This is a genomic window from Aquabacterium sp. A7-Y (assembly GCF_026153205.1).
Lineage (GTDB): Bacteria > Pseudomonadota > Gammaproteobacteria > Burkholderiales > Burkholderiaceae_C > Caldimonas.
The window spans coordinates 36651-47577 of record NZ_JAPFBW010000028.1; the positions used below are offsets into that span (position 1 = coordinate 36651).

Annotated in this window: 9 protein-coding genes; 4 read left to right on the plus strand and 5 right to left on the minus strand. The window is 67.9% G+C overall.

Translation table 11 applies throughout. From position 1 onward, the window contains the following. Window positions 1-35: 35 nt before the first annotated feature. Window positions 36-1508 carry a glycoside hydrolase family 64 protein gene (locus OOT46_RS22505; RefSeq protein WP_265405870.1) on the minus strand — a complete coding sequence of 491 codons (1473 nt, stop codon included), beginning with the start codon at window positions 1506-1508 and terminating at the stop codon, window positions 36-38. Window positions 1509-2190: 682 nt separating this feature from the next. Between OOT46_RS22505 and OOT46_RS22510 the strand changes: the two genes are divergently transcribed. Beyond that, window positions 2191-3423 (plus strand): lytic polysaccharide monooxygenase, encoded by a 1233-nt coding sequence (locus OOT46_RS22510; protein WP_265405871.1) that lies wholly within the window; start codon window positions 2191-2193, stop codon window positions 3421-3423. A gap of 50 nt (window positions 3424-3473) precedes the next feature. Here OOT46_RS22510 and OOT46_RS22515 read toward each other — a convergent pair whose 3' ends face one another. Then, entirely contained in the window at window positions 3474-4070 is a 597-nt protein-coding gene (locus OOT46_RS22515) for an NUDIX domain-containing protein (RefSeq protein WP_265405872.1), read from the minus strand. Window positions 4071-4183: 113 nt separating this feature from the next. On the opposite strand from OOT46_RS22515, the gene OOT46_RS22520 reads away from it, so the two are divergent. Further along, a complete protein-coding gene (locus tag OOT46_RS22520; protein ID WP_265405873.1) occupies window positions 4184-4972 on the plus strand; it encodes a DeoR/GlpR family DNA-binding transcription regulator in 789 nt (262 codons plus the stop codon). A 330-nt stretch (window positions 4973-5302) separates the two neighbouring features. Here the strand turns inward: OOT46_RS22520 and OOT46_RS22525 are convergent, their stop codons facing one another. The 3 genes from OOT46_RS22525 to OOT46_RS22535 all read right to left on the minus strand — a co-directional run bounded on the left by OOT46_RS22525 (window position 5303) and on the right by OOT46_RS22535 (window position 7057). Then, on the minus strand, window positions 5303-5893 hold the full coding sequence (locus OOT46_RS22525; protein WP_265405874.1) for a TetR/AcrR family transcriptional regulator: 591 nt from the start codon (window positions 5891-5893) through the stop codon (window positions 5303-5305). Window positions 5894-6030: 137 nt separating this feature from the next. After that, window positions 6031-6507, minus strand: coding sequence for a response regulator (locus OOT46_RS22530; RefSeq protein ID WP_265405875.1), 477 nt, complete (start codon window positions 6505-6507; stop codon window positions 6031-6033). A gap of 220 nt (window positions 6508-6727) precedes the next feature. After that, complete coding sequence (locus OOT46_RS22535; protein ID WP_265405876.1) at window positions 6728-7057, minus strand: hypothetical protein; 330 nt, start codon at window positions 7055-7057, stop codon at window positions 6728-6730. A gap of 450 nt (window positions 7058-7507) precedes the next feature. Here OOT46_RS22535 and OOT46_RS22540 point away from each other — a divergent pair, with 450 nt between their 5' ends. Further along, a complete protein-coding gene (locus tag OOT46_RS22540; RefSeq protein WP_322114280.1) occupies window positions 7508-8767 on the plus strand; it encodes a glucose-1-phosphate adenylyltransferase in 1260 nt (419 codons plus the stop codon). Between the two features lie 30 nt (window positions 8768-8797). Beyond that, window positions 8798-10915 carry a glycogen debranching protein GlgX gene (gene glgX, locus OOT46_RS22545; protein WP_265405877.1) on the plus strand — a complete coding sequence of 706 codons (2118 nt, stop codon included), beginning with the start codon at window positions 8798-8800 and terminating at the stop codon, window positions 10913-10915. The last annotated feature ends 12 nt before the right edge of the window (window positions 10916-10927 follow it).

Here is a 10927-nt window from a genome sequence, read left to right on the forward strand (position 1 = left end):
GCGCAGCCCCGTGAAAGACGCGTCGAGGGGCTGCCTCACCACCCGACGGTGACGGTCAGCGACGACGGGTCGGGGTGTTCCTGGAGGCTGCTGTGGCCGCGCACGTCGTCGTAGCAGAACCCGTAGGCCAGGCCGTGCAGGCTGTGGTCGTGCCAGAACTTGGCGTAGTGGTTGGCGGGCGAGCGCGGGTAGTAGGCCGAGGCATCGCTCCAGCGCGAGGGGTCGACGTGCACCAGCAGGTGCCGGTTGAAGGCGGCCGTGATCTGGGCCTGCACCACCAGTTCCTGCGGATTGCCGGTGGCCAGGTTGCCGGAGCCTTCCAGGATGGCCTGGGTGGTGGGCCGGCCGCGAATGTAGAGGTTGGCGGGGCCACCGTCCTTGGAGAACACGAAGTCCTCGCCGATCACGCGGCCCCTGAAGGTGCCGGCCTCGGCGGTGAAGACCAGCTCGTTGTTGCGGTAGTGGTTCCAGACCTCGTCGACATAGGCGTCGAAGTAGTGGCCCTGCGGCTTGCCGTGGTTGAAGTGGGCCTTGGCCGGCGCCACGATACGCCAGGGGCGCTGCACCAGGGGGCGGAACTCGGCCGGCACCTGCGCTTCGAAGTCCGCGAAGATCTTGGCGCGCGACTCGGTTTCGCCCAGCGTGCGGTCATAGCCGTCCCGGCCGACCAGGCGGGTGCGCAGCGGGAAGCCGAACTGGTCCACCCGCGTGGTGTTGCCGTGGTAGCCGTACTGGTCGAGCGTGAACTCGATCCACTCGAAGTGCACGTCCTGGTTGGGGTCGCTCGGGTTGCCGAGGTTGGGACCGGCGAAACCGAGCCGGCCGTCGGCCGCCTGGTTGATGCGGATGTACATCGGCGAGCCCACGCTGATAAACATGCGGCCCGAATCGATGCGGGGCAGCGGCACGCCAGCGCTGTCGCTCAGCCGCGAAAAGTAGTTGGCGTAGTTTTGCCCGTTCTTGACCAGGCGGTTGGGGGCGTCGTTGTCGCCCAGCGCGGCGGGCACCAGCCGGCCGTTGCGGTCCACCCAGGACAGCGCGCGCGTCACCGGGTCATAGCCGATCACCGCCCACCACACCTGCTGGTCCGACCAGGCGCCGCCGGTGCCGTTGACCAGCTGCAGGCGCATCGCCCCCGTCGTGGGCGGCGGGGGCGCAGGGGGCGGCGAGCCGTTCCCGGCGCCCACCGTGGCGGTGTGGCGCGGCGAGTCGTAGGCCGGGGTGCCGTTGTTGTAGGTGAAGAAGTAGTGGAGGACCTGGCCGGTGCGTGCACCCAGGCGGTGCACGAAGCGACCACCCTCGGCCTGCATGCGCACGTTCTGCTGGACGCCGTGGTCGACCTGGTAATGCAGGTCAACCCAAGTGGTATTCAGAGTGGACTGGAACCAGATCAGAGCGGAATCGTTTCCACTTTCGACCCCCTGCTTGTAGTCGGCCGCGTGGACCGCTCCAAAGGGCCCCAGGAAGCCCAGCATCAGGGCAAGCAGCCAACATCTGAAACGCGTCATTTCTTCCTCTACTCCGTTGAATATTTCATAAGTTCAACGGATTCTGGTTCACAACAGAAGAAGCTGGCGTTGTACTTGCAACAGAAGTGAAGAAGCGGAGACGAAATGCGTCCTACCGGGAACCGCAACCCCTGCGGTTTTTTGGGTGCGATCACTGGTATTTGATTGGTATGTTATCAACGCGGAGCAATCTGAACGCTCGTTAAGGTTTTGTTTGCGAGCAGTTGCAAATCGGACACTCCCGGCGACGGGCGGGCACGCCCGGCGACCCGGCGGAAGCACCCGTTCGGGAAGGGGGAAATGGCGGTATCGCTGGACCTCAACCGGGCGCGCTGGAACGGTCCCGCGTCGAAGGCGTGAGAGGGTCTGAAAGCGACACCGCCTTGCAGCCCGTTTTCTTGCGGCGCACCAGCACCGCAGGAGGAGCGTCACCCGGGCGTCGCCGCGTCCTCTGCGAGGCGCGCCAGGACCGGGCATCGCCGCCTCCGGGCGGCCCCGTGTCGGGTCGGGAAAGGGATCCTCACCCAGTCACCCGCGGCTACGTTGCTTACTGGTTCATCGGGCCATGCCGCTCGGGGCTCACTAACCTCGCCCGGACTCCGAGGGGCTGCGCGGGCCCGCTGCACGTCCTCAGGGGTTCATGCACTTCTTATCGAATCACTTTGCCATGAAAGGATCTCGCATGAGCCGCATCAGGAAGGCAGCCGTGCCGGTGGCGCACGCCACGGCGACGATGCTCACGCTGGCGCTCGCCGGCCAGAACGCGCTGGCGCACGGCGCTCCCGAGTACCCGGTCAGCCGGCAGTACAGCTGCTACAAGGACCGCAACCAGCCGGCCTGCCGGGCCGCCATCGCTGCAGGCGGCGAACAGGCCATCTACGACTGGAACGGCGTGCGCCAGGGCGACGCCAACGGCAACCACCAGACGGTGGTGCCCGACGGCACGCTGTGCGCCGGGGGCGCCGAGCTCTTCAAGGGCTTCGACCTGCCCCGGGCCGACTGGCGCGCCACCTCCTGGGCGCCCGGCGCTGACGGGCGTTATGAATTCCGCTACCACGCGACCGCGCCGCACAGCACTCGCTACTTCCGCTTCTACCTGACCCGGCAGGGCTACAACCCGGCGGGACAGGCCCTGCGCTGGAGCGACCTGGAACTGGTGCACGAGGCGTCCGGGACGCAGACGCTGACCGGCGACAAACGGTATGTCGTGCGCCTGCCGCTGCCCGCGCGCACCGGCCGCCACCTGCTCTACATGGTCTGGCAGCGCGCCGACAGCCCCGAGGCTTTCTACTCCTGCTCCGACGTCAGCTTCGGCGGCGACACCGGCGTGCCCCCGCCGACCCCGCTGCAACATCTCGGCGAGGTGGCGGCGCGACGCGACCTGCCAGTCAACGCGGTGGTGAAGCTGCGCGTCTTCGGCCCGGACGGCTCCGACCTCGAATCCCACAGCCTGACGGTCACCAGCAGCCTGGGCCCGGCCGCCAAGTGGCTCAGCCAGCTGGCCCGCACCGTCAACGGCCGCTCGGCGCACGTCCGCGTGGGCGAGCTGAAGAACGGAGCGGTGGTGGTGACGGAGGCGACCACTCAGCAGGTCTATGCGCTCGACGCGGACAGCGGGGTGCGCTTCCAGCTTGACACGACGCTGCCCGGCAAACCGCCAGCGCCGCCGCCTCCCCCGCCTCCCCCGCCTCCCCCGCCTCCGCCCAACCCGGGCCCCAACCCGGGGCCGAACCCGCCGGCGCCCCCGCCCAACCCGGGCGCGAGCGCGTGGAGGGAAGGCGCCAGCTACACAGCCGGCCAGGTCGTGACCTACCAAGGCAAATCCTGGCGCTGCCTGCAGGCCCATACCGCGTGGGTGGGCGCCGGCTGGGCACCGGGCCCGGGCACCGTCAACGTGCTCTGGAAGCAGCTCTGAGTGCTGCGGCGGCCCGTCGTGCGGCGGGCCGCCCCTGCCTCTCGGGCGGCTCAGCCGCCCGGCTGACGCTGCTGCAGGTGCAGCGCCGCGTACTGCAGCAGCATGATGGTCTTGGCGTCGAGGATGGCGCCGGTTTCGATCATCTGCAGCGCCTCGACCAGCGACAGCTCCAGCACCTCGATGTCCTCGCCCTCCGCTTCGACGCCGCCGCCCTGCCCCACCTGCGCCTCGGCGCTGTAGGGGGCGACGAAAAAATGCAGCCTCTCGGTCACCGAACCGGGGCTCATGAAGGCTTCGAACACCTTGCGCACCGGGCCGATCCGGTAGCCGGTCTCCTCTTCAGCCTCGGCGCGTATGCGCTCCTCGGGGCTGGCGTCGTCCAGCAGGCCGGCGGCGGCTTCGATCATCAGATCGTCATGACCGTTGACGAAGGCCGGAAAACGGAACTGCCGCGTCAGTACCACGGTGCCGCGGGCCGCGTCGTGCAGCAGGATGGTGGCGCCGTTGCCGCGGTCGTAGGTCTCGCGGCTCATGGCCTGCCAGCGCCCGTCGCGGCGGCGCCATTCGAAGCGGGTTTTCTTCAGCACGTACCAGTCGTCGGAGAGGACTTCGGTGTCGAGGATACGAACGCGGTCGGCGACGCTCATGCAGGCTCCCAGGGTGGCTAGAGGAGCTCCGAGTCTGAAGGCGAACTCGTGCAGCGTCAAGCATATTCATTCAATTTCGTGCAAACATCGGCAGTCTCGGGCATACTGCCACCATGCTGACCGAACAACGCAAGCAACACATCCTCGCGGTGCTGCGCCGCGACGGCCGAGTGCTGGCCAAGGCCCTGGGCCAGGAACTCGGCGTTTCCGAAGACACGATACGCCGAGACCTGCGCGAACTCGCGCGCACCGGCCAGTTGCAGCGGGTCCATGGCGGCGCCCTGCCCGCCTCGCCGGCGACCGCGACGCTGGCCGTGCGCGAGGGCCTGCAAGTGGAAGAAAAGCGGGCGCTCGGCCGTGCCGGGGCGCGATTGATCCAGCCGGGGCAGCTGGTGTTCGTCGATGGCGGCACAACGACGCTGCAGCTGGTGCGCCACCTGCCGGAGCACTTGAAGGCCACCATCGTGACCCACAGCCCGCTCATCGCGGCAGAGCTGGGAGCGCACCCGAACGTCGAGGTGGTGCTGATCGGCGGCCGTCTGTTCAAGCACTCGATGGTGAGCGTCGGTTCGGCTGCGGTGGAGGCGATCTCGCGCATCCGCGCCGACCTCTACCTGATGGGCGTGACCGGCCTGCATGCCGAAACCGGACTGAGCACGGGCGACCTCGAAGAGGCCTATATCAAGCGCGCGCTGCTGGCGCAGGCGGCCGAGACCGTCGTGCTGGCCTCCAGCGACAAGCTCGGCGTGGCCTCGGCCTACTCGATCGCGCCGGCCACGGCGGCCACCGTCATCCTCGCCACTCGACAAGCCGATCCCGCGGCCCTGGCCCCGTTTCGCCGGCTGAAGATCGCGGTGCAGTTGGCCGACCAGGGCTTGACCTCAGCAACCGGCGGGCTCTAGTATGACGCGCGGTCTAATTCATTTGTGCCGGAGATGGCCCAGCACCACGGGCAGGTGCACGGCGGGCTGGTCGGCTACCTGACCGACACCGCGTGTGCATGGGCGGCGGCGTCAGTCGCCGGCGATGTCGTGACGTCGGAGTACAAGCTCAACCTGCTGGCGGGGGCGCGCGGCGAACGACTGCGCCACCGGGCAGGTAATCAAGGCCGGGTCTCGCCAGGTGGTGGCGCGCGCCGACGTCTATGCCGGCGCCCCGGGCGCCGAGAAGATGGTGGCCACGGCGCTCGCGACCATCGCTCGCGTCTAGCGTCGGGCGTCTGGCCGGGCGGCTCACGCAGTGGTGCGAGGCGCCACCGCCTCCATCAGCCGGGCCATCTCGTCTGCGGCGTTTTCGATCGGCGCGCGCGAGGCCAGCACCCGCGCCTGCACCAGCGCGCCCTCGAGCGCCGAGATCGCCAACTGGGCAATCCGTCCAGCGCGCGCCGGCTCAGCACCGTGAGCCAGCAGCTCTTGCTCAAACACCTCCGCCCAGGCGGCCAGGGCCTGCCGGCCACTGGCCGCGACCTCGGGCACATCGGCCGCCAGTTCGAGCAGCGTGGTCGTGACCGGACAGCCGTCGCGGAAGCGCGACACCTCCATCCAGTCGCCCAGCAGCTGGGCATAGGCCCGCATCAAGTCGGCTGGATGCGCATGCTCGCGCCTCAAGCTCAGCAGGCTGAGGCGGACCTGCTCGCCCGCGAAGCGCACCGCGGCGGCGGCGATCTCGACCTTGCCGCGCGGGAAGTAGTGGTACAGCGAGCCGCGCGGCGCGCCGCTGTGCCTCAGGATGTCCTGAATGCCCGTGGCGTTGTAGCCGCGACGCCGGAACAGGTGCGCGGCAGAAGCCACCAGGGCCTCACGGTGCTTGGGGACGGCTGACATGGCATGGGCAGGAAAGCGCTTCGCCGCGAGTCTACCGAAGCGCCAGCACGCTGAGCGGACCGACTTGCTGCAGAAGTGAAGCATGCCGGCGTGCAACAACAGCCCGGCGGGCGTTCCTCGCTGAAGGCCCCGGGGGGTCAATGCGCCAGCAACGGCGATGCACCGGGCTGCTGCATATCGGTATCACTGCCCGATGTCGCCGCAGGCGGCGTGACCGATCGCAGCAGTTGTTGCAGCGTCGCCAGGTCGACCGGCTTCGGCAGGTGGTGGTGAAAGCCGGCCCGCTGCGCCTCGCGGCGGTCGGTCTCGGAGCAGAACGCGGTCATCGCGATCAGCAGCGGTGGCCGGTCGCCGCGGCGACCCAGCTCGCGGGCCACCTCGTAGCCGCTCAACTGCGGCAGTCCGATGTCGAGCAGCATCACGGTGGGTCGCAGTTCGCTGGCCGCCTCCAGACCTTCACGGCCGTCGTAGGCCACGCGCACGACATAACCACCCATGCTCAACAGCAGGGCGAGACTTTCAGCGGAGTCGCGGTTGTCATCGACGACGAGCACGCTGACGGGCGCGTCCGGCGGGACTTCGGGAAAAGGCGGGGAGGACTGGGACGGGTTCATGGCACTTGCGGTATGGCTGATTCTCGCAAGTAACGTGCCTGTTTGCGCGGCTCGCCCGTCGTGCAGGGGCGACCGCCTGGCGCCTCGTCCTGTCCCGGCGCTCCTCCTGGACCATATGCCGCCCCCCCACATCCGGGGTAAGCCTTACGGGAAGGGAATGTAGAAGTTGCGGGCGAAAAACGCGGCCGCCGACGCCGCCACTTGGGGCCGTCTCCTGGCCTCAATGCAACTCGCGCCGCAGCGCAGAGATCTCACGCCGCGCCTCCTCGAGCGTGCTGTCCACGGCCGGGTTGACAGCCTCGTTCTGCTCGCAGGCCTGGTGCGCCAGGTCGGTGAGCGCCTGCAGGGATTCGAGGTGGTCGCCAATCGAGTAGCGGTCCTGCTCGAGCAGGTGCTCGTAGCGCGCGGCGGCGGTCTCTTCGTCGAGCTGCCGCAGGCAGTCTTTCACCTCCTGCGGCACGGAAGGGTCGAGGTCGCAGACATCGCAGGCCTGATCCACGAGGGTTTCGATGCGCCCGAGCGCCTGCTCGATCCTGGTTTCCGGTGTCATGGGTCTGCCCTTCCTGCACAGCGTTGCGGTCGATCTGCATCAACGGCCGCAAGCTTCGTTCCCGCCGGGGCGGCGGGCAAATCGTGCCGCCAACAGGTAGCGAACACCTGTTTTCAGGTCGTCGGAGCCCTTGCTGGGCCAACGTGTGACACCTGAGCCGCCCGCCAGGCCGCGCCTGCCTTGGGCACACCCCTTGCCTTTGCATCGACAGGTTGCGACAGGTGAAGTGATGCAAACGAAAGTGTCGGAGTCGGAACGCCGTATCAAGCAGGCCCGGGTCGTATCCGCCGGGCTGTTGGAGCGGAGGCGTCGCACCGGCACCGACAGCGGGCGGCCATCCCCGCAGCGTGAGCGTCGCTGTCACGGTTTCGACAGCTGCCTGCGTCCCGCGCCGCCTGCGAGCCGGGCGCAACTCGAACACCAACGTCTGCTGCTTATCCGGAGAAACCAATGATTGCTGGAAAAAACGTGCTCGCCTTCGTGATGGCCGGAGGCGAAGGCTCCCGGCTGCACCCGCTCACCGTGGAACGCTGCAAACCCTCGGTGCCCTTCAATGGCAAGCACCGCATCGTCGACTTCGTGCTCAGCAACCTCGTCAACTCGGAGATCTATTCGATCTACCTGCTGGTGCAGTACAAATCGCAGTCCCTGATCGAGCACGTGCGCCAGTCCTGGACGATGACGCGTTTCATTCCCCAGCACTTCGTCACCGTAGTGCCGCCTCAGATGCGCAACGGCCCCCACTGGTTCCAGGGCACGGCCGACGCGGTCTACCAGAACCTGCATTTGATGGAGACGCTGCAGCCGGACCTGGTGGCCGTCTTCGGGGCCGACCACATCTACCGCATGGACGTGCGCCAGATGGTCAAGTTCCACGTCGACAGCCGCGCCGACGTGACCGTCGCGACCTTGCCGGTGCCCTTGGCCCAGGTCAGTGCCTTCGGCATCGTCGAGACCGACCTCGACGGCCGCATCGGGCGCTTCACCGAAAAGCCGCCCCAGGCCCGGGCGATGCCGCGGCGCCCGACCCACGCACTGGCCTCGATGGGCAACTACATCTTCAATGCCGACGTGCTGCGGCGCGAGCTGGCGCGGGCGCACCAGTCCGGTGAAAGCGACTTCGGCAAGCACATCCTGCCGCGCATGCTGGACACGCACCGCTTGATGGCCTACGACTTCCACACCAATGAGATCCCGGGCATCCAGCCGTACGAGGAGCACGGCTACTGGCGTGACGTCGGCACCATCGATGCCTACTTCGAGGCCCACTTCGACACCCTGGGCGCCGAGCCGAAGTTCCGCATGACCAACAGCGCCTGGCCTATCTATGCCAGCCCCGACCAGGCCGAGTCCGCGCAGATCGAGCAGGGTTTCATCAACCACTCCACGATAGGCTCGGGCAGCATCGTCAACGGCGCCTACCTCGACCATGCGATGCTGCGCCGTTCGGTGCGGGTCGAGCAGGACGCGCGGCTGGAGCACTGCATCCTGATGGAGCGGACGGTGGTGGGCCAGGGCGCGCGGATCCGCCGCGCCATCGTCGACCAGGACAACTTCATCCCACCCGGCGAGTCCATCGGCTACGACCCGGCCAAGGACCGGCAGCGCTTCCAGGTCAGCGAAGGCGGCGTCGTTGTCGTGCCGCGTTGCTACTTTGCGCGCCCGGCCGCCGCGGTCGCGACCCCCGAGCGAGCCACCGTGCTCGGTTGAGCCGGCCTCCGGACAGCCCCACACGGATCGATGTCAAAACCACGGACAAGAACCGGTCGCCCCTACCCGCTCGGCGCCTCCTGGGACGGCAGGGGCGTCAACTTCGCGCTGTACTCCGGCATCGCCGAGAAGGTGGAACTGTGTCTTTTCGATGCGCCTGAGCAGACCGAGAGCCGGCGCATCGAGCTGGAGCACCACCACCACAATGTCTGGTATGGCTATGTGCCGGGCTGCAAGCCGGGCGACCTCTACGGCTTCCGCGTGCACGGACCTTACGAACCCGAGCACGGCCTGCGCTGCAATCCGAACAAGCTGCTGCTGGACCCCTATGCCCGCTCGATCCAGGGGGAGCTGCGCTGGACCCCGGCCCACTACGGCCACGACCCGGACGCCGAGGACGAGGACCTGTCCTTCGACACACGCGACAACGCGGCCTTTTTGCCCAAGTGCGAAGTGGTGGACGAAAGCTTCGACTGGGGCAGCGACGGGCTGCTGCACACCCCGTGGTCGGAGACGCTGATCTACGAGGTGCATGTCAAGGGCTACACGCGGCTGCATCCCCAGGTGCCGCCCGAGCTGCGCGGCACCTACGCCGGCTTCGCCAGCGAACCGGCCATCGCCCACTTGAAAAGGCTGGGTGTCACCGCGGTCGAGCTGCTGCCCGTGCACGCCTTCTTCGACGACGACCGGCTGGTCCAGCTGGGACTGCGCAACTACTGGGGTTACAACAGCGTCGGCTACTTCGCGCCGGAGATGCGCTACAGCGCGAGCAAGTCCATCAACGAGTTCAAGCAGATGGTGAAGGCGCTGCACGCGGCCGGCATCGAAGTGATCCTCGATGTGGTCTACAACCACACCGCCGAGGGCAGCCACCTCGGCCCCACCTTCTCCTTCAAGGGCATCGACAACCCGGCTTACTATCGGCTGAAAGACAGCCAGCGCCGCCACTACGCCGACGTCACCGGCTGCGGCAACACCGTCAACACGCGCCATCCCGCGGTGCTGCGCCTGATCATGGACAGCCTGCGCTACTGGGTGACCCAGATGCACGTGGACGGCTTTCGTTTCGATCTCGCATCGGCGCTCGGGCGCGGCGCCTCGGGCTTCGACCCGCACAGCAGCTTTTTCTCCGCCATCGCGCAGGACCCGGTGCTGTCCCGCGTCAAGCTGATTGCCGAACCCTGGGACCTGGGTGAAGGCGGCTACCAGGTGGGCGGCTTCCCGCCAGGCTGGGCGGAGTGGAACGGCCGCTACCGCGACACCGTGCGCGACTTCTGGCGGGGCCAGGATGTCAACCTGCCCGAGTTGTCCAAGCGCCTGTGCGGCTCCAGTGACATCTACCAGCATGCGCGGCGCCGGCCGACCGACAGCATCAACCTGGTCACCGTGCACGATGGCTTCACCTTGCAGGACCTCGTCTCCTACAACGAGAAGCACAACCTCGCCAACGGAGAAAACAACCGTGACGGTGACAACCACAACCGCAGCTGGAACTGCGGCGCCGAGGGCGACACCGACGACGAAATGGTGCTGGCACTGCGCGAACGCCAGAAGCGCAACCTGCTGCTGACGCTGCTGCTGTCGCAGGGCACGCCGCTGCTGCTGGGCGGCGACGAGATGGGACGCACCCAGCGCGGCAACAACAACGGCTACTGCCAGGACAACGAGCTGAGTTGGCTGGCCTGGCCCGACGACGCGCGGGCCCGGCAGCTGTGCGACTACGTGGCCCGGCTGGTGGCGTTCAGGCAAGCCCAGCCGGCGCTCAGGCGCAACTCGTTTTTCTCCGGCGAGGCCGACGCCGATGGCCACAGGGACATCACCTGGCTGACGCCGCGCGGCAAGGAAATGTCCTCGGAGGACTGGGTGCAGCACGGTCTCGGGGCGCTGGCGGCGCTGGTCTGCGGCGCGAAGACCGACCAGCGCAACGAACATGGCGAAGCGGTCACGGGCGACTCGGTGCTGATCCTGCTCAACGCCGGTCAGGACGCGGTGGACTTCGTGCTGCCCGACCACCACGGCCCGCGCTGGCTGCCGCGTTTCGACACCCGCACGCCCCGCGGCCTGCCCGCTTTTGAAGGCCAGGCGACGCAAGGCCGCTACGTCGTCGCGGGCCGCTCGATTGCTGTACTCACACAGCCCTCCACTTGACCCAGGAGCAAG